Source organism: Pseudomonas canadensis (assembly GCF_000503215.1).
In the GTDB taxonomy this organism is placed as follows: Bacteria; Pseudomonadota; Gammaproteobacteria; order Pseudomonadales; family Pseudomonadaceae; genus Aquipseudomonas; species Aquipseudomonas canadensis.
In genome coordinates this window covers 585389-607705 of record NZ_AYTD01000013.1, presented here as the reverse complement: position 1 = coordinate 607705, position 22317 = coordinate 585389, and the positions used below count along the sequence as shown (strand labels likewise).

Annotated in this window: 21 protein-coding genes and 1 tRNA gene; 20 read left to right on the top strand and 2 right to left on the bottom strand. The window is 61.3% G+C overall.

All coding sequences use genetic code 11. The features are described 5' to 3' along the window. Nucleotides 1-59: 59 nt before the first annotated feature. The 20 genes from thrS to fecE all read left to right on the top strand — a co-directional run bounded on the left by thrS (nucleotide 60) and on the right by fecE (nucleotide 19977). Nucleotides 60-1982 (top strand): threonine--tRNA ligase, encoded by a 1923-nt coding sequence (gene thrS, locus U367_RS0111650; RefSeq protein WP_028617090.1) that lies wholly within the window; start codon nucleotides 60-62, stop codon nucleotides 1980-1982. Next, entirely contained in the window at nucleotides 1982-2533 is a 552-nt protein-coding gene (infC, locus tag U367_RS0111645) for a translation initiation factor IF-3 (protein WP_169850653.1), read from the top strand. The genes thrS and infC overlap by 1 nt, the downstream gene beginning before the upstream one ends. 60 nt (nucleotides 2534-2593) lie before the next feature. Beyond that, complete coding sequence (gene rpmI, locus U367_RS0111640; protein WP_002553160.1) at nucleotides 2594-2788, top strand: 50S ribosomal protein L35; 195 nt, start codon at nucleotides 2594-2596, stop codon at nucleotides 2786-2788. A 30-nt stretch (nucleotides 2789-2818) separates the two neighbouring features. Then, nucleotides 2819-3175 carry a 50S ribosomal protein L20 gene (gene rplT, locus U367_RS0111635; RefSeq protein WP_003174975.1) on the top strand — a complete coding sequence of 119 codons (357 nt, stop codon included), beginning with the start codon at nucleotides 2819-2821 and terminating at the stop codon, nucleotides 3173-3175. 109 nt (nucleotides 3176-3284) lie between these two features. Continuing rightward, entirely contained in the window at nucleotides 3285-4301 is a 1017-nt protein-coding gene (gene pheS / locus U367_RS0111630; RefSeq protein WP_010209123.1) for a phenylalanine--tRNA ligase subunit alpha, read from the top strand. 26 nt (nucleotides 4302-4327) lie between these two features. Further along, entirely contained in the window at nucleotides 4328-6706 is a 2379-nt protein-coding gene (gene pheT / locus U367_RS0111625) for a phenylalanine--tRNA ligase subunit beta (protein ID WP_028617089.1), read from the top strand. 3 nt (nucleotides 6707-6709) lie between these two features. Then, complete coding sequence (gene ihfA, locus U367_RS0111620; RefSeq protein WP_002553164.1) at nucleotides 6710-7012, top strand: integration host factor subunit alpha; 303 nt, start codon at nucleotides 6710-6712, stop codon at nucleotides 7010-7012. Continuing rightward, nucleotides 6993-7349 carry a MerR family transcriptional regulator gene (locus U367_RS0111615; protein ID WP_010209127.1) on the top strand — a complete coding sequence of 119 codons (357 nt, stop codon included), beginning with the start codon at nucleotides 6993-6995 and terminating at the stop codon, nucleotides 7347-7349. The genes ihfA and U367_RS0111615 overlap by 20 nt, the downstream gene beginning before the upstream one ends. 90 nt (nucleotides 7350-7439) lie before the next feature. Further along, nucleotides 7440-7516 (top strand) — tRNA-Pro (locus U367_RS0111610). Nucleotides 7517-7850: 334 nt separating this feature from the next. Further along, nucleotides 7851-8282, top strand: coding sequence for a hypothetical protein (locus tag U367_RS1000000132345; protein ID WP_073860020.1), 432 nt, complete (start codon nucleotides 7851-7853; stop codon nucleotides 8280-8282). Between the two features lie 436 nt (nucleotides 8283-8718). Then, the gene (locus U367_RS0111600; protein ID WP_028617088.1) at nucleotides 8719-9387 is read left to right on the top strand and encodes a GntR family transcriptional regulator; all 669 of its coding nucleotides are present in this window, start codon (nucleotides 8719-8721) and stop codon (nucleotides 9385-9387) included. Nucleotides 9388-9452: 65 nt separating this feature from the next. Then, on the top strand, nucleotides 9453-10259 hold the full coding sequence (locus U367_RS0111595; protein ID WP_028617087.1) for an ABC transporter substrate-binding protein: 807 nt from the start codon (nucleotides 9453-9455) through the stop codon (nucleotides 10257-10259). Between the two features lie 11 nt (nucleotides 10260-10270). Next, a complete protein-coding gene (locus U367_RS0111590; RefSeq protein ID WP_010209179.1) occupies nucleotides 10271-11047 on the top strand; it encodes an amino acid ABC transporter permease in 777 nt (258 codons plus the stop codon). Between the two features lie 2 nt (nucleotides 11048-11049). Beyond that, nucleotides 11050-11829 (top strand): amino acid ABC transporter ATP-binding protein, encoded by a 780-nt coding sequence (locus U367_RS0111585; RefSeq protein WP_028617086.1) that lies wholly within the window; start codon nucleotides 11050-11052, stop codon nucleotides 11827-11829. A 21-nt stretch (nucleotides 11830-11850) separates the two neighbouring features. Beyond that, nucleotides 11851-13461, top strand: coding sequence for a gamma-glutamyltransferase family protein (locus tag U367_RS0111580; RefSeq protein WP_028617085.1), 1611 nt, complete (start codon nucleotides 11851-11853; stop codon nucleotides 13459-13461). An 83-nt stretch (nucleotides 13462-13544) separates the two neighbouring features. Further along, the gene (locus tag U367_RS0111575; RefSeq protein ID WP_028617084.1) at nucleotides 13545-15935 is read left to right on the top strand and encodes a TonB-dependent receptor; all 2391 of its coding nucleotides are present in this window, start codon (nucleotides 13545-13547) and stop codon (nucleotides 15933-15935) included. Nucleotides 15936-16300: 365 nt separating this feature from the next. Then, a complete protein-coding gene (locus tag U367_RS0111570) occupies nucleotides 16301-17215 on the top strand; it encodes a Fe(3+) dicitrate ABC transporter substrate-binding protein (protein ID WP_394365162.1) in 915 nt (304 codons plus the stop codon). A 2-nt stretch (nucleotides 17216-17217) separates the two neighbouring features. Next, nucleotides 17218-18207, top strand: a complete 990-nt coding sequence (fecC, locus tag U367_RS0111565) for an iron-dicitrate ABC transporter permease FecC (RefSeq protein WP_028617082.1) — start codon at nucleotides 17218-17220, stop codon at nucleotides 18205-18207. Then, entirely contained in the window at nucleotides 18204-19172 is a 969-nt protein-coding gene (locus U367_RS0111560; RefSeq protein WP_028617081.1) for an iron chelate uptake ABC transporter family permease subunit, read from the top strand. The genes fecC and U367_RS0111560 overlap by 4 nt, the downstream gene beginning before the upstream one ends. A 4-nt stretch (nucleotides 19173-19176) precedes the next feature. Further along, on the top strand, nucleotides 19177-19977 hold the full coding sequence (gene fecE / locus U367_RS0111555; RefSeq protein WP_028617080.1) for a Fe(3+) dicitrate ABC transporter ATP-binding protein FecE: 801 nt from the start codon (nucleotides 19177-19179) through the stop codon (nucleotides 19975-19977). A 90-nt stretch (nucleotides 19978-20067) separates the two neighbouring features. Here fecE and U367_RS0111550 read toward each other — a convergent pair whose 3' ends face one another. Both U367_RS0111550 and U367_RS0111545 read right to left on the bottom strand, forming a co-directional pair. Beyond that, nucleotides 20068-20988: a sulfonate ABC transporter substrate-binding protein gene (locus U367_RS0111550; RefSeq protein WP_028617079.1), complete on the bottom strand. Its 921-nt coding sequence runs from the start codon at nucleotides 20986-20988 to the stop codon at nucleotides 20068-20070. Further along, nucleotides 20985-22316, bottom strand: coding sequence for an LLM class flavin-dependent oxidoreductase (locus U367_RS0111545; protein WP_028617078.1), 1332 nt, complete (start codon nucleotides 22314-22316; stop codon nucleotides 20985-20987). The genes U367_RS0111550 and U367_RS0111545 overlap by 4 nt, the downstream gene beginning before the upstream one ends. Between the last annotated feature and the right edge of the window lies 1 nt (nucleotide 22317).

The window sequence follows — 22317 nt, the reverse complement described above, 5'->3', positions numbered from 1 at the left end:
CTGGCTCATCCCAACCCACGTGACCTTTGGTAGGGGTCACCACTAGGAGAGGAGGCGCCATGCCAACTATTACTCTTCCCGACGGCAGTCAACGTTCATTCGATCATTCGGTTTCCGTAGCCGAGGTCGCCGCATCCATTGGTGCTGGCCTGGCTAAGGCCACCGTGGCCGGCAAGGTCGACGGCAAGCTCGTCGATGCCAGCGACTTGATCACCGGCGATGCCAGCCTGCAAATCATCACGCCCAAGGATCAAGAGGGGCTGGAGATCATTCGCCACTCTTGCGCGCATTTGATTGGCCACGCGGTCAAGCAACTGTATCCAACCGCGAAAATGGTGATCGGCCCGGTCATTGAAGAAGGCTTCTATTACGACATCGCCTATGAGCGGCCTTTTACTCCGGACGACCTGGCTGCGATCGAACAGCGCATGCACCAGCTGATCGAAAAAGATTACGACGTGATCAAGAAGGTCACGCCGCGCGCCGAAGTGATCGACGTGTTCACCGCCCGTGGCGAGGACTACAAGCTGCGCCTGGTGGAAGACATGCCGGAAGAGCAGGCCATGGGCCTGTACTACCACGAAGAATACGTCGACATGTGCCGTGGCCCACACGTGCCGAACACACGTTTCCTCAAGTCGTTCAAGCTGACCAAGCTGTCCGGCGCCTACTGGCGTGGCGACGCGAAGAACGAGCAACTGCAGCGGATCTACGGCACCGCCTGGGCTGACAAGAAGCAGCTGGCGGCCTACATCCAGCGCATCGAAGAAGCTGAGAAACGCGACCACCGCAAGATCGGCAAGCGCCTGAACCTGTTCCATCTCCAGGAAGAAGCACCGGGCATGGTGTTCTGGCACCCGAACGGCTGGACCCTGTACCAGGTGCTTGAGCAGTACATGCGCAAAGTACAGCGCGACAATGGCTACCTGGAGATCAAGACGCCCCAGGTTGTTGACCGTAGCCTATGGGAAAAATCCGGGCACTGGGCCAACTACGCCGACAACATGTTCACGACTCAGTCGGAAAACCGCGACTACGCGATCAAGCCAATGAACTGCCCGTGCCACGTGCAGGTGTTCAACCAAGGCCTGAAAAGCTACCGCGAGTTGCCGATGCGCCTGGCCGAGTTCGGTGCCTGCCACCGTAACGAGCCATCCGGTGCGCTGCACGGCATCATGCGCGTGCGTGGTTTTACCCAGGACGACGCCCACATCTTCTGCACCGAAGAGCAGATGCAGGCCGAATCCGCCGCCTTCATCAAGCTGACCATGGACGTTTATCGCGATTTCGGCTTTACCGAAGTCGAGATGAAGCTGTCCACTCGTCCGGAAAAACGCGTCGGTTCCGACGAGCTATGGGATCGCGCCGAAGCTGCACTGGCCGCTGCGCTCGACAGCGCGGGCCTTGCGTATGATCTGCAGCCTGGCGAAGGCGCCTTCTACGGTCCGAAGATCGAGTTCTCGCTGAAAGATTGCCTTGGCCGCGTCTGGCAGTGTGGTACCCTGCAGCTCGATTTTAACCTGCCGATCCGTCTGGGCGCCGAATACGTGTCCGAAGACAACAGCCGTAAACACCCGGTTATGCTGCACCGGGCGATCCTCGGTTCGTTCGAACGGTTCGTCGGGATCCTGATCGAGCACTACGAGGGTGCATTCCCTGCGTGGCTGGCTCCGACCCAGGCAGTGATCATGAATATCACTGATAAACAGGCAGATTTTGCCGCCGAAGTTGAAAAAACTCTCAACGAAAGCGGGTTTCGTGCCAAGTCCGACTTGAGAAATGAAAAGATCGGCTTTAAAATCCGCGAGCATACTTTGCTCAAGGTTCCCTATCTTTTGGTTATCGGAGATCGGGAAGTCGAGATGCAGACTGTCGCTGTGCGTACTCGTGAAGGTGCTGACCTGGGCTCGATGCCCGTCGCCCAGTTCGCTGAGTTCCTCGCGCAAGCGGTTTCCCGGCGTGGTCGCCCAGATTCGGAGTAATTATTATTAAGCGTGAAATGAGACAAGATAAACGAGCTGCACCGAAAGCCCCGATCAACGAGAATATCTCGGCACGCGAGGTTCGGTTAATTGGCGCTGACGGCGAGCAGATTGGCATCGTCTCGATTGATGAAGCGCTTCGTATCGCTGAAGAGTCCAAATTGGACCTGGTGGAAATCTCCGCCGACGCAGTCCCGCCTGTTTGCCGGGTGATGGACTACGGCAAGTCGATCTTCGAAAAGAAGAAGCAGATTGCAGCGGCGAAGAAGAACCAGAAGCAGATTCAAGTAAAAGAAATCAAGTTTCGTCCAGGGACGGAGGAAGGGGATTACCAGGTAAAACTGCGCAACCTGGTACGTTTCCTGAGTGATGGGGACAGGGCCAAGGTATCCTTGCGATTCCGCGGCCGTGAGATGGCCCACCAGGAGCTGGGCATGGAACTCCTCAAGCGGGTTGAAGCTGACCTGTTGGAGTACGGTTCCGTTGAACAGCATCCTAAGATGGAAGGACGCCAGCTGATCATGGTCATCGCCCCGAAAAAGAAGAAGTAATCAACAGGGCACGGCAGGCCTTCTGATTATGTTTATCAACTGAATGCGGAGTATCCGAACATGCCAAAGATGAAGACTAAAAGTGGTGCTGCTAAGCGGTTTCTGAAAACTGCTAACGGTATCAAGCACAAGCACGCTTTCAAGAGCCACATCCTGACCAAAATGTCGACCAAGCGTAAGCGTCAACTGCGCGGTAGCAGCTTGCTGCATCCGTCTGACGTGGCAAAAGTCGAGCGCATGCTGCGCCTTCGTTAATTTTTGGATCAAGAATAGAGGAAGTAACTCATGGCTCGTGTAAAGCGTGGCGTCATTGCCCGTAAACGTCACAAAAAAATTCTGAAACTTGCTAAAGGCTACTACGGCGCGCGTTCACGCGTATTCCGTGTTGCCAAGCAAGCGGTAATCAAGGCAGGCCAATACGCCTACCGCGACCGTCGTCAGAAAAAACGTCAGTTCCGCGCTCTGTGGATCGCTCGTATCAACGCTGGTGCACGTGTTAACGGTCTGTCCTACAGCCGTTTCATCGCTGGCCTGAAAAAAGCTTCCATCGAGATCGACCGTAAGGTTCTGGCCGAACTGGCAGTGAACGAAAAAGCGGTGTTTGCTGCGATTGTCGAGAAAGCTAAAGCCACTCTGGCTTAAGTACCCCCGACAATCACCCTGGGTTACGTCTGTAGCCCAAGGTGGTAAACGTCTTAAATAGGGGAAGAGCCTTCAAGCTCTTCCCCTATTTTGTATCTGGAGTCTGTACATGGAAAACCTGGACGCGCTCGTCGCCCAAGCCCTTGAGGCTGTGCAAAGCGCTGAAGATGTAAATGCCCTGGAGCAAATCCGGGTTCACTACCTTGGCAAGAAAGGTGAATTGACTCAGGTGATGAAGACCCTGGGGAATTTGCCGGCTGAAGAGCGTCCGCAAGTCGGTGCGCTGATCAACGTCGCCAAGGAGCGTGTCACAGAGGTACTCAATGCGCGCAAGGCGACCATGGAGGAGGCCGATCTCGCGGCCAAACTCGCCGCCGAGTCCATTGATGTAACCTTGCCTGGTCGCGGCCAGGCCTCGGGCGGTCTGCACCCGATCACCCGGACTCTGGAACGTATCGAGCAGTTCTTCACCCACATTGGCTACGGCATTGCCGAAGGCCCCGAGGTCGAAGACGATTATCACAACTTCGAGGCGCTCAACATCCCAGGCCATCACCCGGCCCGGTCGATGCACGACACCTTCTATTTCAACGCGAACATGCTGTTGCGCACCCATACCTCTCCGGTACAGGTCCGCACCATGGAAGCGAACAAGCCGCCGATCCGCATTGTCTGCCCAGGCCGTGTGTACCGTAGCGACTCCGATATCACCCACTCGCCGATGTTCCACCAGGTCGAAGGCCTGCTGGTTGATCGCGACATCAACTTCGCCGACCTCAAAGGCACCATCGAAGAATTCCTGCGGGTGTTCTTCGAGAAGGAGTTGGCGGTGCGGTTCCGCCCATCGTTCTTCCCGTTCACCGAGCCATCCGCTGAAGTCGATATGGAATGCGTGATGTGCAGCGGCAAAGGCTGCCGCGTCTGCAAGCAGACCGGCTGGCTGGAAGTCATGGGCTGCGGCATGGTTCACCCTAACGTGCTGCGCATGTCCGGCATCGATCCAGAAGAGTTCTCGGGCTTTGCCTTCGGCATGGGCGTTGAGCGTCTGGCCATGCTGCGTTACGGCGTGAACGACTTGCGTCTGTTCTTCGACAACGACTTGCGGTTCCTCGCGCAATTTCGCTAGTCGTAACGAATCTTTAGGAGAGCAGGATGAAATTCAGTGAACAATGGCTGCGTGGCTGGGTAAGCCCGCAGGTAGATCGCGACGCGTTGGTTGCGCGTCTGTCGATGGCCGGTCTTGAGGTCGATAGCGTTACGCCGGCCGCCGGTGTTTTCAGCGGTGTGGTCGTGGGCGAGGTGCTAAGCACCGAACAACACCCCGATGCCGACAAATTGCGCGTGTGCCAGGTCAGCAATGGCGCGGAAACCTTCCAGGTCGTGTGCGGAGCGCCAAACGTGCGCCCGGGCCTGAAGATTCCGTTCGCCATGATCGGTGCCGAGTTGCCGGGCGACTTCAAGATCAAGAAGGCCAAGCTGCGTGGCATTGAGTCCAACGGCATGCTGTGCTCCCAGGCCGAGCTGCAAGTCGGTGAGGGCAACGATGGCTTGATGGAGCTGCCGGCCGACGCGCCTGTGGGCCAGGACATCCGCGTTTACCTGGAACTGGAAGATGCCAGCATCGAGGTCGATCTGACTCCGAACCGCGGCGACTGCCTGTCCCTGGCGGGCCTGGCGCGTGAAGTGGGCGCGCTGTACAACGCCCCAGTCACCCGTCCAGTGGTTGCCGCCGTGCCGGCTGTGCACGACGAAGTACGCCCGATTGACGTGTTGGCGCCAAACGCCTGCCCGCGTTACCTGGGCCGTGTGATCCGCAACGTCGACCTGTCCAAGCCAACCCCGCTGTGGATGGTTGAACGCCTGCGCCGTGCCGACGTACGCAGCATCGACGCTGCCGTCGACATCACCAACTACGTGATGCTGGAGCTGGGTCAACCGCTGCACGCGTTCGACCTCGCCGAAATCAACGGCGGCATTCGTGTACGTATGGCCGAAGAAGGCGAGAAGCTGGTACTGCTCGATGGTCAGGAAGTCAGCCTGCGTGCCGACACCCTGGTCATCGCCGATCACTCCCGCGCCCTGGCGATTGCCGGCGTGATGGGTGGCGAGCACAGCGGTGTGTCCGCTACTACCCGTGACGTGTTCCTTGAGAGTGCGTTCTTCGACCAGATCGCCATCGCCGGCAAGGCCCGTTCCTACGGCCTGCACACCGATGCTTCGCACCGCTACGAGCGTGGCGTGGACTGGAATCTCGCCCGTGAAGCCATGGAGCGCGCCACTGGCCTGCTACTGGAAATCACCGGTGGCGAAGCCGGCCCGATCACCGAAACCGTCAACGAACAGTTCCTGCCGTCCGTTGCACCGATCACTCTGCGCGCCAAGAGCGTCGAGCAGATGCTTGGCCTGGTCATCGAGCCTGCTGAAATCGAGCAACTGTTGTCGGCCCTCGGCCTGGCTATTTCCTCGAGTGGGGAAGGGCAGTGGCACGTTGAAGTACCAAGCCATCGCTTCGATATCAGCCTAGAGGTCGACCTCATCGAAGAGCTGGCCCGCCTCTACGGCTACAACCGCCTGCCGGTCCGTTATCCGCAAGCGCGCCTGGCGCCACAACCAAAGGCCGAGGCGCGTGCGCACCTGCCTGAGCTGCGTCGCCTGCTGGTTGCCCGTGGTTATCAGGAAGCGGTGACCTACAGCTTCATCGATCCCAAGCAGTTCGAGCTGTTCAACCCAGGCGTCGAGCCACTGTTGCTGGCCAACCCGATCTCCAACGACATGGCAGCCATGCGTTCGTCGCTGTGGCCAGGCTTGGTGAAAGCCCTTTCCCATAACCTGAACCGTCAGCAAGATCGGGTGCGCATGTTCGAAAGTGGCCTGCGTTTCGTAGGACAGTTGGACGGCCTGAAACAAGAACCGATGTTGGCTGGCGTGGTCTGCGGTAGCCGTCTGCCGGAAGGCTGGGCGCAAGGCCGCGATGCCGTGGACTTCTTCGACGTCAAGGCTGACGTGGAAGCGGTGCTGGGTTTTGCCGGTGCGCTGGATGCATTCACCTTCCTGCCGGGCAGCCATCCAGCGTTGCACCCGGGCCAGACTGCGCGCATTGAGCGTGAAGGGCGCCTGGTGGGCTTCGTCGGCGCCATTCACCCTGAGCTGTCGAAAACCCTCGGTCTCGACCGTCCGGTCTTCGTATTTGAACTGGTTTTGGCTGAAGTGGCTTCGGGCAAAATGCCTAAATTCAGCGAGCTGTCTCGCTTTCCTGAAGTGCGCCGTGACCTGGCCTTGATTGCCGACCGTGAAGTGGCCGCCACTGCCGTGCTGGATGTAATCCGTGAAAATGCAGGGGAATGGCTGACAGACCTCAGGCTATTTGACGTCTATCAGGGTAAAGGTATTGATCCGCATAGAAAAAGCCTTGCAGTTGGCTTGACCTGGCAGCATCCATCGCGCACTCTTAATGACGATGAGGTGAATACCACGACACAAAATATCCTCACCTCGCTCGAACAAAGGTTGAACGCCACGTTAAGGAAGTGACGTATGGGGGCTTTGACGAAAGCTGAGATGGCGGAACGTCTGTACGAAGAGTTGGGTCTGAACAAGCGCGAGGCCAAGGAATTGGTCGAGCTGTTTTTTGAAGAGATCAGACACGCTCTGGAAGACAACGAACAGGTCAAATTGTCCGGTTTCGGCAACTTTGACCTGCGGGACAAACGCCAGCGGCCTGGCCGCAATCCAAAAACGGGAGAAGAAATCCCGATCACGGCTCGCCGTGTGGTCACCTTTCGTCCAGGGCAGAAGTTGAAGGCCCGAGTTGAGGCTTATGCTGGAACCAAGTCATAACGACGAGCTACCCGTCATCCCAGGCAAACGCTACTTCACCATTGGTGAAGTCAGCGAGCTCTGTGCGGTAAAACCGCACGTGCTGCGCTATTGGGAGCAGGAGTTTCCTCAACTCAACCCCGTCAAACGCACCGGGAACCGTCGGTATTATCAGCGCCAGGATGTGCTGATGATCCGACAGATCCGCGCGTTGCTGTACGACCAAGGGTTCACCATCAGCGGCGCGCGCCAGCGTATGTCCGGTGATGAAGCCAAAGACGACACCACCCAATACAAACAAATGATCCGCCAGATGATTGCAGAACTTGAAGATGTGCTGGTAGTGCTGAAGAAGTGATTCAAGCTTTTAAAATACTTCCACATTTCAAAAGCTTGCGGTATATTCCGGATCGCTTCGTCAAGAAGCAAACCCAGTAACACGCCTAGTCGGGGCGTAGCGCAGTCCGGTAGCGCACTAGCATGGGGTGCTAGGGGTCGAGTGTTCGAATCACTCCGTCCCGACCATATATTTCAATGACTTAGCCCAACCTGAAAAGGTTGGGCTTTTTCATGCCCGAAAAAAAACCACATTGACCCCTGCAGAATTTTCGACCATTTCGTGATGCCGCCTCGTTGTAAGCGCGCGAGATATTTAGCACTGACAAGAATGCTTCTTGATAGCGAGTTTGGCAGGGCCTTTGGTGTTAAGCGTTCCCCCTCGCACCATCACGGAATACCTTGTTACAACCATTCGCCCTTGGGCATAGTCGGCATAGAACTTCGGCCTTTTGTTCTCCTCCAAATTCCAGGCGTGTTTTAAACCGTGAGCGCCTGCTGACAACCCACAGAGGTTCACACAATGAAAATGACACTACCCGCCCTGGTTTTGGGCGCCTTCATTTCGCAAGGAGCGATGGCCGCCGGAGATGGCACAGCCGCTCTTGGAGGCGGCGTTGGTGGTGCACTTGGCAATATCGTAGGTCAACAGCTCGGTGGCTCAACGGGCGCAGCGGTAGGCGCAGGTGTTGGTGGTGCCGCCGGCAGTGCTGTCGGCGCTCAACGAGGCAACAGAGCGGAAGCTGCGCTAGGTGGCGGTATTGGCTCAGCCGGCGGCTCGCTCATTGGTAATCGCCTCGGAGGCACAACTGGGTCGACTATCGGCGCCGGTGTAGGTGGTGCAGCAGGCGGCGCGCTGGGGAATAACCTGGCAGATGATGAGAACAGTCATCGATCGGATGGTAAGAAGCACAAAAGCAACAACAAGCATAAACACAGGAACAAGCATCGTTAGCCCCTGACGTTGTTACATTGAAGCCCGGCCCAGCGCCGGGCTTCTTGTATCTGCCATTTGTAGAGCTATCAACACGGGGACCTGCCCTCAACATCCGCCAGGGTGGCATGGGGAACAATACTGTCTGGAGTTATCGAGGTGTCAGACAGGTTTAAACCCCGATGTCATCACCCATAACCTTATCGGACATCAATTCGAACGACGGCAGTATCCGCGTGAAGTCGCGCTGATCGACCCCGTTACTTCCGCCCACAGATGGGGCGCTTTCTGAGCCATTTGGTAGCAGCCTCCTACGTATGCTTTTCACTCAACTACCAACATTTTTCCGCGACTTCATCTGAATCAATCACTTGGCCCACCGCCAGGTCAGTTGGCACACATCCTGCTTTTTTGTATTTATGGATAATTGGATACAAAAATTCAAAAGGTGCTGCCGATGCAATTTGCCCCCGCTTATGTTGACCGCCAGCCTCTCACCGCCGAGGAGGAGGCCTACAACTTCCTGCTCGACGCCATTTGCGGTGGTCGCTACCGCAAGGGCGACCGGCTGATTGCCGAAGACATCGCCAGCGAAATCGGCATGAGCCGCATGCCAGTGCGCGAAGCCTTCCGTCGTCTGGATGCCCAAGGTTTGGTAACCCTCAGGCCCAACCGGGGCGCCGTGGTCAGCGGCCTGGATATCGATGAATTGCACGAAGTGTTCGAGATGCGCAGTGCCCTCGAAGGCCTGGCGGTGCGCGTGGCAGTCGCACGCATCGGCGAACGCCAATTGGCCGCACTGGAGCGCCTGCTCGACGAGATGGACGATTACCGCGACGAAAGTGCCGCCTGGGTCAGCCGCCACCGCGCCTTCCACGAATACCTGTGCAGCCTCAGTGGCCGCCCGCGTTTGATGAAACAGATCTCGGCGCTGTACTCGCTGGTGGAAGCGCCCATGCGCCTGTGGCTGCAGCACGGCGAAAAACCCCTCAGCGCCCGCCAGGAACACGCGGTGATCCTCGATGCCATCCGTTCCGGTGACGCGGCCCGCGCCGAGGCGGTCGTGCGCGAGCACATCGAGGGGACCGTGCCAGCGCTGATCCAATTCCTGCAAGCCGAACAATAAGAAAGACCTGCTGTGTTTTGACTTTGAGTCCTGCCCCGTTAACCAACGAACTGGAGTGTCTGGTCATGCATAAACGCCGCGCCTTGCTGGTGGCTGTCTCCCTCGGCCTCTGTACCCAATGGGCCATTGCCGCGCCCCAGGTGCCGGAGCGCCTGAAGAGCGTCGATAAACTGGTGTATTGCTCGGGGATGGATTCGCCGCCCCTGGTGTCCTTCGATGAAGCGCAGAAACCGCGCGGACTCACCGTCGACCTCGGGCTCGAGATTGCCAAGCGCCTGGGCGACAAACAGCTGCAGTGGCGGGTGATTCCGTTCTCCGGCCTGGTGCCGGCGTTGCTTGCGCAGCAGTGTGACATGATCGTCGACCAGCTGTTCGACAAGCCCGAGCGGCGGCAGGTGATCGACATCGTCAACTACATGTATTCCAGCCAGTCGGTGGTGGTGCCCAAGGGCAATCCCAAAGGCATCAAGGCCCTGGATGACTTGTCCGGGCACAAGGTTGCGGTGCTCAACGGTTCCACCATCAAGACCCTGCTGGACGCGCAAAACGACAGCCTGACCAAGGCCGGCAAGCCGCCGATGAAGCTGGTGGTGTACAACACCGATACCGATGCCTTCCAGGCCCTGCGCATCAGCCAGGTCGACGCCTACGGCACCACCGTGGAAACCGCCGGTTACTACGCCGCGATGGCCCCGGACCTGTTCGAGGAAGGCGTGCCGGCCTTCAGCCGCATCCTCACCGGCCTGGGCATGCGCAAGGACGACCCGCAACTCACCGCCGCCGTGCAGCAAGTGATCAGTGACATGCGCAGCGATGGCAGCTATGTGGCGTTGCTGAACAAATGGCATGTCAGCAGTGACACTCTCGACTGAGGTTGCCCGCCATGAACTTCAATTGGGATGTGTTCTGGCAGTACCTGTTGCAGCCCAGCGGGGTGTACCTCACCGGGCTGTGGCTGACCTGCCTGATCGCGGTGTCAGCGATGTTGCTGGGCTGCGTGCTGGGCCTGGCGGCGGCGCTGTTGCGCCTGTCAAAGAACCCGCTGCTGCACCTGCCGGTGCGCTTTTACGTGTGGTTGATGCGCGGCACGCCGTTGCTGGTGCAGATCGTGTTTCTCTACACCGCGCTGGCGGCGGGCGGGATTTTCCGCTTTGAGGACATCGACCTGTTCGGCCTGGTCGTGCCCGGCAATATCCAGGCGGCGATCATCGCCCTGGGTCTCAACGAAGGCGCCTACATGGCCGAAATCATCCGCGCCGGCATCGGTGCGGTCGACAAGGGCCAATACGAAGCCGGGCGCTCCCTGGGCATGGGCTTTGCCAAGCTGATGCGGCGCATTGTGCTGCCCCAGGCGTTCCGCGTGATCGTGCCGCCGCTGGGCAACGAGTTCAACGTGATGCTCAAGAACACCACCCTGGTCAGCGTGATCGGCGTGCAGGAATTACTGCTCAGCACGCAGATGGTCACCTCGGCCACGTTCCGCGTGTTCGAGCTGTACCTGGTGGTGGCGATCTACTTCCTGATGCTCACCACGCTCTGGGGCTTCTTCCAGCGCTGGCTGGAGGCGCGTTTCGGCCAGTCCGACCGGCCTTCCGCGCCGCCACCGGCGTCCAGCCGCATGTTCGGGCGCAGCACCTTGAAACTGCTGAGGGGACGATAACCATGGCGCACCACAGTGAAGAACTGATCATCGAAGCGCTGGATATCCACAAGTCGTTCGGTACGCTGCAGATCCTCAAGGGGATTTCCCTGCAAGTACGGCGCGGTGAAGTGGTGGTGCTGATCGGCGCCTCGGGTTCGGGCAAGACCACCTTTATCCGCTGCATCAACCTGCTGGAAGACATCCAGGGCGGGCGTATCCGCGTCAACGGCCGCGCCATGGGTTATCGCGAGCGCAGCGACGGCAGCCTGGTGCGCGACTCGGAGCGTAACATTGCCCGCCAGCGCCGCGACATCGGCATGGTGTTCCAGCGCTTCAACCTGTTCCCGCATATGACCGCGCTGGAAAACATCATCGAAGCGCCGATCCAGGTACTCGGTACGCCACGCGCCGAAGCCTTGGAACAGGCCCGTGGATTACTGGCGCGGGTCGGTCTGGCGGACAAAGCCAACCACTACCCATCGATGCTCTCCGGCGGCCAGCAGCAACGGGTGGCCATCGCCCGTGCCCTGGCGATGAAACCCCAGGCCATGCTGTTCGACGAACCCACCAGTGCCCTCGACCCGGAAACCGTCGGCGAAGTGCTGCAGGTGATGAAGGAACTGGCCGAGGAGGGCATGACCATGGTGGTGGTCACCCACGAAATGGGCTTCGCCCGTGAAGTGGCCGACCGCGTGGTGGTGCTCGACCAGGGCGAACTCATCGAACAAGGGCCGCCGGAGCAAATTTTCAGCCGCCCCAGCCATCCCCGTACCCGAGCTTTTCTCAGCCGCGTGTTATGACCTTTTGGAAGAGCCTCTGCCATGTTTGAATTTTCTGCTCATGAGTACCCTTATCCCTCGCAGCGCCAGAGCGTGTTTGCCCAGCGTGGCATGGTCGCGGCGTCCCAGCCCCTGGCCGCCCAGGCCGGTATCGAGGTCATGCAGAAGGGCGGTAACGCCATCGATGCTGCCATTGCCACGGCGGCCGCTTTGACGGTGGTGGAGCCCACCGGCTGCGGCCTCGGCGGCGATGCGTTTGCCCTGGTCTGGTGCAAGGGCCAGTTGCACGGTTTGAATGGTAACGGCCATGCGCCGGCTGCCTTGAGTGTCGAGGCGGTCAAGGCCGCCGGGCATGACCAAATGCCGCTGTATGGCTGGACGCCGGTTACGGTGCCGGGTTGCCCGTCGGCTTGGGCCGAGCTGTCCCAGCGTTTCGGCAAATTGCCGTTTGCCCAGTTGCTGCAACCGGCCATCCGCCTGGCGCGCGACGGTTTCCCGCTGTCGCCGGTAGTCGCCCATCAATGGCAACTCACCCTGGAAGAATTCGCGCCCCATCGTGACGGGGCGCTGGACGCCTGGTTCGACACCTTCCTGATCGACGGCCGCGCGCCACGGGCCGGGGAGATGTTTCGCAACCCGGCCCAGGCCCGTACCCTCGAAGAACTGGCGAACACCCGTTGCGAAAGCCTGTATCGCGGTGCCCTGGCCGAACGGTTGGACGCGCACTCCAAGGCCAGCGGCGGCTACCTGCGCGCCAGCGATCTCAAGGATTACCGCGCCGAGTGGGTGCAGCCGATCCACGTCAGTTACCGGGGCGTGGACGTGTGGGAAATCCCACCCAGCGGCCAGGGTTTGGTGGCGTTGATGGCGCTGAAAATCCTCGAAGGCTTCAGCTTCGATCACCGCGACAGCCAGCAGACCTGGCACCGCCAATTGGAGGCGATGAAACTCGCCTACAGCGACGGCCTGCACTACATCACCGACCCGCTGCACATGCGCGTAGCCGTCGCTGACCTGCTCAGCGATGACTACAGCCGCCGTCGCCGTGGACAAATCGGCGAGCAGGCCCAGGCGCCCAAACCCGGCGACCCTCACGCCAGCGGCACGGTGTACCTGGCCACGGCCGACGCCGAAGGCAATATGGTTTCGTTTATCCAGAGCAACTACCACGGCTTCGGCTCCGGCGTGGTGCTGCCCGACAGCGGCATCGCCCTGCAAAACCGGGGGCAGGAGTTCAGCCTCGACCCGACGCACGCCAACTGCCTGGCACCGGGCAAGAAAACCTTCCACACCATCATCCCCGGCTTTCTCACCAAGGACGGCCAGGCCCTCGGCCCGTTCGGCGTGATGGGCGGCTACATGCAGCCCCAGGGTCACGTGCAGATGGTGATGAACCTGGTGGATTTCGGCCTCAACCCGCAAGCGGCGCTGGATGCGCCACGCTGGCAATGGCTGGGTGACATGAAGGTCGGCATCGAACAGGGCGCGTCCCGCGACTTGGCCAACGCCTTGGCACGGCGCGGACATCAGGTGCAGATCGCCAGCGACCTCACTGACTACGGGCGCGGGCAGATCATCCTGCGCGACCCGGTCAGTGGTGCATTGTGCGGCGGCACCGAGCCGAGGGCGGATTCAACGATCGCAGTGTGGTAAGCAAAAAAATTGGCGGAGCCTGTCCCTTTTTTTCATCTCGCCTGTCATTCCAGGCAAGTGAACACTATTGAGAGCTTCCGCCAATGCCCGTCGTCCGCCCCTTGCTGAAACTGAGCCTGCTGCTGAGCCTCAGCGCCAGTCCGTTCTTCGCCGCCGTCAGCTACGCCGAAGACACCGCCACCCGCCGCAGCTACCAAGTGCCCGCCGGCAGCCTGAGTGCGGCGCTCACCCGCTTCGCCGGGTTGGCGGGCGTCAACCTGTCGGTGGACCCGGCCTTGGTCAGCGGGCGTAGTAGCAGCGGCTTGTCCGGCGAATATGGGGTAGAGGAGGGCTTTGCCCGCTTGCTGCAAGGCTCTGGCCTGCAACTGCAGTCGATGGGCGCGCAGGCCTACATGTTGATACCGGCGCCGGACGGCAGCAGCCTTGAGTTGGCCCCGACGTCGATCCTCGGCACCACCGGCCTGTATGACGGCGACACCTACGCCGGCGGCCAGGTAGCGCGCCGCACGGCCCAGGGCATGCTCGGCACGCGGGACTTCATGGAAACCCCGTTCAGCATCACCACCTACACCGCTGACGCGGTAAAGAACCAACAGGCCCGCACCCTAGGCGACCTGATCGCCGCCGACCCCTCGGTGCGCGCCACAAACCCGGCGGGTGGGCGCTACGAGCAATTCACCATTCGCGGCTTCAGCCTGTTCAACAGTGACGTGGCCTACAACGGCCTGTATGGCGTGCTGCCGACCTACACCATCGACATGGAAATGGCCGACCGCGTCGACATCCTCAAGGGCCCGAGCCAGTTGATCAATGGCATCTCGCCGCGTGGCAGCGTGGGCGGCGGGATCAACGTGGTGCCCAAGCGCGCCACTGACAAGGACATCAACTCGTTTACCGGCAATTGGGCGTCCGACAGCCAGGCCGGCGGCGCGGTGGACATTGGCCGGCGCTTTGGCGAAGACAACCAGTTCGGCATCCGCTTCAACGGCGTGAAGCAGTCCGGCGACACCGAGTGGGATCACCAAAGCGTCGACCGCGAAATGGCCGTGCTGGGCCTGGATTTCCGTGGCGAACGCCTGCGCCTTTCCACCGACATCGGCCACACCGAGCGCGACACCGATGCACCGCAAGAGCGCGTACAGGTGGCGGCCGCAGCGCCGGTGCCCAGCGCCAATGACGTGCGCCGCAACTATGCGCAATCCTGGAGCAAGGCCCGCACCAACGACACGTTCGGCACGGTCAATGCCGAGTACGACCTCAGCGACAACGTGATGCTCTACGGCGGCGTGGGCGCGCGTAAAAGCAACCACGATTTCCTGCGTCACGCGGTATCCGTCAGCAATGCGGCCGGTGATTTCGCAGTGTCGCCTCGCGACTTCACGCGCGATGAAAACGTGCGCACCTACACCGCTGGCGTGCGCAACTGGTTCCACACCGGGCCGGTAAGCCATGAGGTCAACCTGGCCGCCAGTTACTTCGACATGGACTTCACCAACGGCGGCGCGCGTTATACGTCACCCTCGAGCAACCTCTACAATCCCGTGCAAACCCCGACGCCTTCACGGCCGACGCGGTTTGATCCCAAGGTCTATACCGAAAACAAATTTACCGGCGTCGCCTTGTCCGACACCTTGGGCTTTTTCGACGACCGTCTGCTGCTCACCCTCGGTGCACGCTGGCAGCGCGTGAAGGTCGATGACTGGAGCGACGGCGTCAAAGGCGCCACGGCCTACGACGAAGAAAAGGTTTCGCCGTCGGGCGGCATCCTGTTCAAGGCCACCGACAAACTGTCGCTGTACGCCAACTACATGGAAGGCCTGAGCCAGGGCAAGATCGCGCCGTCCACCTCGATCAACGAAGACCAGATCTTCCCGCCGTTCATCAGTCGCCAGGTGGAAGTGGGCGCCAAATACGACGCTGGCGCGTTCGCCGTGACCGCCGCGGTGTTCCGCATCAAGCAACCAGCCTATGAAACCAACGCCACCACGCGTGTATTCGGGCCTAACGGCAAGCGCGAGAACTCAGGCGTAGAACTGAGCGTGTTCGGCGAACCGCTCAAGGGCTTCCGCCTGCTTGGCGGGGTGATGTACATCGACAGTGAGCTGAAAGACACCACCAACGGCACCTGGGACGGCAACCGCGCCCCGGCCACGCCCAAGTACAACGTCAACCTGGGCGCTGAATGGGATGTGCCGGGCCTCGAAGGCCTGACCCTGACCAGCCGTGGAATCTATTCCAGCTCGCAGTACCTGGACCAGTCCAACGTCAAGGAAATCGACGCCTGGAACCGCCTCGACGTGGGGGCGCGCTACGGGTTCAAGGTGGACGATAAACACATCACCTTGCGGGCGAATGTGGAGAACGTCGCCGATAAGCGCTACTGGAGTTCGGCGGGTGCGTCGGACGATAGCGAGCCAGGCCTGACCTTGTCTACGCCGCGTACCTATCTGCTGTCGGCCACGGTCGACTTCTAACACGAGTCTTGTTGTGGGGACTGGCTTGTTGAGGTGAGCAGGCTGTTTGTAGTGACTTGGCTTGCTGTGGTGAGTGGCTTGTTGTGGTGAGCGGGCTTGCCCCGCGCTGGGCTGCGCAGCAGCCCCAACAAGAACACCACATCGTGTCAGGTAGAGCGAGGTGCCAGGTTTTGGGGCGGCTTCGCCACCCAGCGCGGGGCAAGCCCGCTCACCACAACAAGCCAGTTACCACAACAAACACACACTCGATTTCGGCGTTAATGAGAATGTTTTTTGATCACGCCGCCCCGATATGGAATAGTACCCGCCGTTTTCCCCGGCCTGTCTAGCTGGGGTGTTTTAACGCCGAGGTCCTTGTCATGCGAATGCTGCGCTCCATCCCCACCCTTGCCGCCTGCGTCCTGGCGTTGTCTTCAAGCCTGCTGAGCGCCGCCCCCATCGACCTCAACGACGGCCAGCACGCGGTGCATCTGCCCGATGTGCCCAAGCGTGTGGTGGTGCTGGAATTCTCTTTTCTCGACAGCCTGGCCGCCGTCGAGGTAACGCCCGTCGGCGCTGCCGATGATGGCGACGCCAATCGCGTGTTGCCCCGTGTGCGCCAGGCCATCGGCCAGTGGACGTCCGTGGGCTTGCGCTCGCAGCCGAGCATCGAGGAAATCGCCCGGCTCAAGCCCGACCTGATCGTCGCCGACCTCAACCGTCATCAGGCCTTGTACAGCGACCTGGCGAGCATCGCGCCGACCCTGTTGCTGCCGTCACGCGGCGAGGATTACCAGGGCAGCCTGAAATCCGCCGAGCTGATCGGCAAAGCGCTGGGCAAGAGCGCGCAGATGGAAGCGCGGATCCAGAAGAACCGCGAGAACCTCAAGGCCATCGCGCAACAGATTCCGGCCGGCGCCAGCGTGTTGTTTGGCGTCGCCCGTGAAGACAGTTTCTCCGTGCACGGCCCGGACTCCTACGCCGGCAGCGTGCTCGAAGCCATTGGCCTGAAAGTCCCCTCGGTACGCGCCAATGCGGCGCCCACCGAGTTTGTCAGCCTGGAGCAACTGCTCGCCCTCGACCCTGGTTGGTTGTTGGTCGGTCATTACCGTCGCCCCAGCATCGTCGACAACTGGAGCAAGCAGCCGCTGTGGCAAGTGTTGGGGGCGGTGCGTAATAAACAGGTTGCGGAAGTGGACGGCGACAGCTGGGCGCGCAATCGCGGTGTGCTGGCCTCGGAACAGATCGCCGAAGACGCGCTGGCGATTCTCAAGGGCGGTAAAGCCGTATTGAGCCAATAAGCATGGGGCGAAGTTTCGCGGCGGCCGGCATTGTGCTGCTGGGTGGCGGGTTGTTCTGGCTGTCGCTGTACAGTTGGTCACCGTTCACGATCACGGCGGCGGATGCGTGGAATGGCCTGGTTCACCAAGGCAGCGTGGGCGGCAATATGGCCTACATCGTCGCCCAGTTGCGCGTGCCACGGGCGCTGTGTGCCGCGTTGGTCGGTGCTTGCCTGGGCCTGGCCGGTGCGTTGATGCAGGGCATTACCCGCAACCGCCTGGCCTCGCCGTCCTTGTTTGGTGTGACGGCGGGTGCGGCGTTGGGGCTGGCGTTGTTTTCCACTGGATTGGTCGCGCTGCCGTTTGCCGGCGGTGCCTTGTTGATGACCTGCCTGGGTGGCGCCCTGGCCTGGATCACGGTGTTCAGCCTCGGCGGCGCCTGGTCGCCGACCACCGCCCAGGGACGCCTGGTATTGGCCGGCGTAGCCGTGGCTGCGTTGTGCGCGGCATTGACCCGGCTCACTGTGATCCTGGTCGAGGCCCAGGCGCAAAGCGTGCTCAACTGGCTGGCCGGTTCCCTGGCCAATGTCGGCGCTGCCCAGGTGCAACTGCTGTGGCCGTGCACCTTGATCGGCGGCCTGTGGGCGCTGTGGTGCGCGCCGCGCTTGAACCTGATCAACCTCGGCGAAGACGCCGCACGCTCCCTGGGCGTGGGCATTGCCAGCCTGCGTTTGCAGGTATTCATCGCCAGCCTGTTGCTGGTGGGGGCGAGCGTCTGCGCGGTGGGGCCGATCGGGTTTGTCGGGTTGATCGCGCCGAATATCCTTCGCCAGTTTCTCGGTAATGACTACCGCTGGCTGATCCCCCTGAGCGCCGCGTTGGGTGCGGTGATCGTGCTGGGCGCCGACTTGCTCAGCCGCGCTGTGGCGTTTCCGGTGGAGACACCGGCGGGTGTGGTCACCGCGCTGATTGGCGCGCCGTTCTTCCTTTTTCTTGCCAGGCGCGCCCTATGACCCGGCCACCCTTGCGCTTATGGCTGCTGCTCGGCCTGTTGCTGCTGGCGACGTTGATCAGCCTCAGCGCCGGCACTGTATGGCTCACCCCAGACACCGTGCTGGACCGCCTGCTGGCCCACGACGCCCTCGACTTCGAAGTCTGGAACCACCGCCTGCCCCGCAGTCTGATCGCGATTCTCGCAGGTGCAGCCTTCGGCCTGGCCGGGGCGATTGTGCAGGGCGTGATCCGCAACCCGCTGGCCTCACCGGAAATCCTCGGTGTGACCCAAGGCGCCGGGCTGGCGCTGACCGTGGCGATCATCAGTTGGCCGCATTTGCCGATTGTGTGGCTGCCGCTGGTGGCTTGTCTGGGCGGGGCCGGCGGTGCGTTGCTGCTGGCGCTGTACAACACCGGGGTGAGTTTTTCCGGGGTGCGGTTTGCCCTCTCCGGGGTGGCGATTGCGGTGACCTTGTCCAGTGTCACCGAGTTTCTGATCCTGTCCCATCCGCTGGATATCAACACCGCCTTGCTCGCCCTCACCGGCAGCCTATGGAGCCGCAACTGGCACCATGTGGCGCTGGTGTTGCCGTTCCTGGTGTTGATCCCGGTGGGGCTGTGCCTGGCCAAGCCGCTGAACCTGATCGCCCTCGGCGATGAAGCGGCCCATAGCCTCGGCACGCCACTCAGTCGCACACGCTGGTTGGCGATGGCCTGCGCGGTGCTGCTGACCAGCCTGGGCGTGGGGGTGATCGGGCCGATCGGTTTTATCGGCCTGGTCGCGCCGCACATGGCGCGGCGGTTGGTGGGCGGGCATCACCAGTGCCTGCTGCCGGCGGCGATGCTGATCGGTGCGTTGCTGCTGGTGCTGGCCGACACATTGGGGCGCACGTTGATCGCGCCCAGCGAAATCCCCGCCGGGGTGCTCACGGCGGTGATTGGCGCGCCGTATTTTCTTTGGTTGCTGGCACGGTTCAAGGGCTGATCACATGAGTATTCTTCACGCACGGCAGCTCGACATTGGCTACGGCACCACGCGCATCGTGCAAGGCCTGTCCTTTGCGCCGCCGACCGGGAAGGTCACCGCCTTGATCGGTCCCAATGGCTGCGGCAAGTCGACCTTGCTCAAGGCCTTCGCGCGCATCCTCAAGCCGACCCAGGGCGAGTTGACCCTGGATGGCCAGGCCTACGCCAGCCTGTCCGCCCGCGAGTTGGCGCGGCAGATCGCGTTCTTGCCGCAGGTGCTACCGGTGCCGGAAGGTGTCAGCGTGCGCCAGTTGGTCGCCTATGGCCGCAGTCCGCATAACTCGCTGTGGGGACGCTTGAGCGGCAGTGATCAATCCCACGTGACCCAAGCCATGCAGCGCCTGGAACTGGACCTGTTGGCTGACCGCGCATTGGCCGATCTGTCCGGCGGCCAGCGCCAACGTGCTTGGCTGGCGATGGTGTTGGCGCAGAATGCGCCCGTGGTGTTGCTGGATGAACCCACCACCTACCTCGACATCAGCCATCAAGTCGAACTCATGGACTTGATGGGCGAATTGGCCGCTGAAGGCAAGACCGTGATCACGGTGTTGCACGACATCAACCAGGCCTGCCGCTACGCCGACCATTTGGTGGTGATGCACGGCGGCAAGTTGGTGGCTGATGGTGCGCCGGGGGCGGTGATCAGTGCCGAGTTGATGCGCCAGGTGTTCGATGTGCAGGTGCAAGTGATGCAGGAGCCGGTCGCCGGTACACCCATGTGCCTCGTGGAAAAGAGCACGCGAGGCACAGATCAACCCTTGTAGGAGCCGGCCTGCCGGCGAAGGTCGCCAACGATAACGCGGGAAACAGGAATGGACGCGCTGCCTGTGGGTTTTTCGCCGGCAAGCCGGCTCCTACAGGGGAGCGGCTTCGCGCACGTCGATAGCCTTGGGCAACAGGTGGTTCTGATAGAACAGATCCGCTGTCGCCTGCTGCGCTGCGATGATCGTGTCGTCAATCGGCAGGATCGGCGAAGGCGGGCGGTTATCCATGTACCGCGCGATCACCTCGGCCGGCAGTCCCATAAACCTCGTCAGCACGTTCAAACTGTCTTCACGCTGGCTGCGGGTGAGCGCTTCGGCAGCGCTGAGCTCATCTAGCAGGTCATGTACAAACACGCCATTGGCCTTCGCATAGTCGCGCCGCGCGGTATACACCGGCCCCGACAAACCCAGGCCTTCGCCATTGGCCAGCACATGGCTGGGGCTTTGGCTCAATGCCAAGGATGAATAGGGCTCCCAGATGGCCCAGGCATCCACGCTGCCTTGTTCGAACGCCGCGCGCGCGTCGGCAGGTGGCAGGTACACCGGTTGGATATCCTTGTAGCTCAGCCCGGCCTTGTTCAGGGCGCGCAGGATCAGGTTGTGGGAACTGGAACCCTTCTGGAAGGCGACTTTCTTGCCCTTCAGGTCCGCCACTGAATGCAGCGGGCTGTCGTTGCGCACCAGGATGGTTTCGGCGCTGGGCTTGGGCGGTTCGGCGCCGATGTAGACCAGGTCCGCGCCCGCCGCTTGGGCGAACAGCGGCGGGATGTCGCCGGTCGAGCCCACGTCCAGTGCGCCTACGTTCAGTGCTTCAAGCATCTGCGGGCCGGCGGGGAATTCGATCCACTTCACTTCGGTGTGCGGGAAGCGTTTTTCCAGCAGGCTATGTTCCTTGGCGAGCACCAGGGCGATGGAGCCTTTCTGGTAGCCGATGCGCAGGGTCGCGGGGTCGGCCGCCAGTGCGGTTTGAGTGACGGCCAGCAGGGCCAGTAACAGCGCCGGAATCTTCATGCATCGTCCTTTTTGAAGCGGTTTTCGGGGCGCGCCAACCCGAGGTTTTCACGCAAGGTAGTGCCGCTGTATTCGGTACGGAACAGACCGCGCCGTTGCAGCTCCGGCACGACCCCTTGGACGAAATCCTCCAGCCCGCCCGGCAGGTGCGGCACCAGGATGTTGAAGCCATCGGCGGCGCCGTTTTCGAACCAGCGTTGCAGCTCATCGGCGATCTGCGCGGGCGTGCCGATCAGGCTGTAATGCCCGCGACCACCCGCGATCCGTCGGCCCAATTGCGCCAGCGTCAGTTGTTCGCGGTGGGCCAGGTCACTCAGCAATTGTTGACGGCTGCGCTGCCCGCTGTCGGTCAACGGCAATTGCGGCAACGGCCCGTCCAATGGATAGCCGGACAAGTCGAAATTACCCAGCATGCGGCCCAACAGGGCGACGCCCACTTCGGGCTCGACCAGGTCCTGGAACGCTTCGAACTTAGCCTGGGCTTCGGCCTCGGTTTGCCCGACCACCACAAACACGCCCGGCATGATTTTCAGCGAGTCCGGCTCACGCCCGTATGGCTCAAGCCGCCCTTTGAGATCCGCATAAAACGCCTGCGCATTTTCCAGCGACGTTTGCGCGGTAAACACCACTTCTGCCGTTTGCGCCGCCAGTTCACGGCCGGTTTCCGATGAACCCGCCTGCACGATCACCGGGTGGCCCTGGGGCGAGCGCGCCACGTTCAGCGGGCCCTTGACGCGGAAATGTTCACCGACATGGTCCAGCACATGCTGTTTCGCCGGGTCGTAGTAGTTGCCGCTGGCCTTGTCCCGCACGAAGGCATCGTCCTCCCAGCTGTCCCACAACCCGGTCACGACGTGATGAAACTCCCTGGCGCGGCTGTAGCGCTCGGCGTGGCCGAGGTGTTCATCGCGGCCGAAATTCTGCGCTTCGGCAGCGGCGTCCGAGGTGACCAGGTTCCAGCCTGCACGGCCTCCGGACAGGTGATCCAGCGAGGCGAATTTGCGCGCCACGTGGTAGGGCTCGTTATAGGTGGTGGTCGCCGTGGCGATCAGGCCGATGTGGTCCGTCACCGCACTCAACGCCGAAAGCAGAGTCAGCGGTTCGAAGTGATCTGAACGCGCCATATGGCTGGCGATTTCACCCGTGGCTGCCGCAATGCTATCGGCCACGAACAGCGCATCGAACTTGGCCGCTTCAGCCACCCGCGCCAGGTGCTTGTACTGGGCAAAATCCAGCCCGGCATTTGCCGGCACGTCCGGGTGGCGCCAGGCGGCGACGTGGTGCCCGGTGGCCATGAGGAAGGCGCCGAGTTTCAGTTGACGGCTCATG

What these genes read in the sequence shown, in the direction of transcription:
- thrS (WP_028617090.1), top strand. Translation starts at nt 60, where the DNA reads ATGCCAACTATTACTCTTCCCGACGGCAGTCAACGTTCATTCGATCAT.
- rpmI (WP_002553160.1), top strand. Translation starts at nt 2,594, where the DNA reads ATGCCAAAGATGAAGACTAAAAGTGGTGCTGCTAAGCGGTTTCTGAAA.
- rplT (WP_003174975.1), top strand. Translation starts at nt 2,819, where the DNA reads ATGGCTCGTGTAAAGCGTGGCGTCATTGCCCGTAAACGTCACAAAAAA.
- pheS (WP_010209123.1), top strand. Translation starts at nt 3,285, where the DNA reads ATGGAAAACCTGGACGCGCTCGTCGCCCAAGCCCTTGAGGCTGTGCAA.
- pheT (WP_028617089.1), top strand. Translation starts at nt 4,328, where the DNA reads ATGAAATTCAGTGAACAATGGCTGCGTGGCTGGGTAAGCCCGCAGGTA.
- ihfA (WP_002553164.1), top strand. Translation starts at nt 6,710, where the DNA reads ATGGGGGCTTTGACGAAAGCTGAGATGGCGGAACGTCTGTACGAAGAG.
- U367_RS0111615 (WP_010209127.1), top strand. Translation starts at nt 6,993, where the DNA reads ATGCTGGAACCAAGTCATAACGACGAGCTACCCGTCATCCCAGGCAAA.
- U367_RS1000000132345 (WP_073860020.1), top strand. Translation starts at nt 7,851, where the DNA reads ATGAAAATGACACTACCCGCCCTGGTTTTGGGCGCCTTCATTTCGCAA.
- U367_RS0111600 (WP_028617088.1), top strand. Translation starts at nt 8,719, where the DNA reads ATGCAATTTGCCCCCGCTTATGTTGACCGCCAGCCTCTCACCGCCGAG.
- U367_RS0111595 (WP_028617087.1), top strand. Translation starts at nt 9,453, where the DNA reads ATGCATAAACGCCGCGCCTTGCTGGTGGCTGTCTCCCTCGGCCTCTGT.
- U367_RS0111590 (WP_010209179.1), top strand. Translation starts at nt 10,271, where the DNA reads ATGAACTTCAATTGGGATGTGTTCTGGCAGTACCTGTTGCAGCCCAGC.
- U367_RS0111585 (WP_028617086.1), top strand. Translation starts at nt 11,050, where the DNA reads ATGGCGCACCACAGTGAAGAACTGATCATCGAAGCGCTGGATATCCAC.
- U367_RS0111580 (WP_028617085.1), top strand. Translation starts at nt 11,851, where the DNA reads ATGTTTGAATTTTCTGCTCATGAGTACCCTTATCCCTCGCAGCGCCAG.
- U367_RS0111575 (WP_028617084.1), top strand. Translation starts at nt 13,545, where the DNA reads ATGCCCGTCGTCCGCCCCTTGCTGAAACTGAGCCTGCTGCTGAGCCTC.
- U367_RS0111570 (WP_394365162.1), top strand. Translation starts at nt 16,301, where the DNA reads ATGCTGCGCTCCATCCCCACCCTTGCCGCCTGCGTCCTGGCGTTGTCT.
- fecC (WP_028617082.1), top strand. Translation starts at nt 17,218, where the DNA reads ATGGGGCGAAGTTTCGCGGCGGCCGGCATTGTGCTGCTGGGTGGCGGG.
- U367_RS0111560 (WP_028617081.1), top strand. Translation starts at nt 18,204, where the DNA reads ATGACCCGGCCACCCTTGCGCTTATGGCTGCTGCTCGGCCTGTTGCTG.
- fecE (WP_028617080.1), top strand. Translation starts at nt 19,177, where the DNA reads ATGAGTATTCTTCACGCACGGCAGCTCGACATTGGCTACGGCACCACG.
- U367_RS0111550 (WP_028617079.1), bottom strand. Translation starts at nt 20,988, where the DNA reads ATGAAGATTCCGGCGCTGTTACTGGCCCTGCTGGCCGTCACTCAAACC.
- U367_RS0111545 (WP_028617078.1), bottom strand. Translation starts at nt 22,316, where the DNA reads ATGAGCCGTCAACTGAAACTCGGCGCCTTCCTCATGGCCACCGGGCAC.